Below are 257 nucleotides of genomic sequence, written 5' to 3'. Positions count from 1 at the left end.
GACTTGCTGGGCGGTGCGATCCGCGACGAGATTCCGTTCAGCGCCTACCTGTTTTTCAAGTACGCCCAGCACATCGATTCCCCCTACAAGCCCGACAGCTGGGGTGAAGCGCTGAACGAAGAGCAGATCGTCGCCCAGGCTCGGCGCATGATCGAGACCTATGGTTTCAAGAGCATCAAGCTCAAGGCCGGCGCGCTGGAACCGGAGCATGAAGTGGCGTGCATCAAGGCGCTGAAAAAGGCCTTTCCGGGTTACCC

1 pseudogene is annotated in these 257 nt (G+C 59.5%); it reads left to right on the top strand.

Features of this window, described 5'->3' with window-relative positions:
- Positions 1-257, top strand: a pseudogene (locus SB772_RS42975) (glucarate dehydratase); the annotation flags it as partial.

This window comes from Paraburkholderia sp. SIMBA_030 (assembly GCF_046535245.1).
GTDB lineage: Bacteria > Pseudomonadota > Gammaproteobacteria > Burkholderiales > Burkholderiaceae > Paraburkholderia.
Note: the sequence above shows the minus strand (reverse complement) of the source record. Positions and strands in the feature narration are given on the sequence as shown.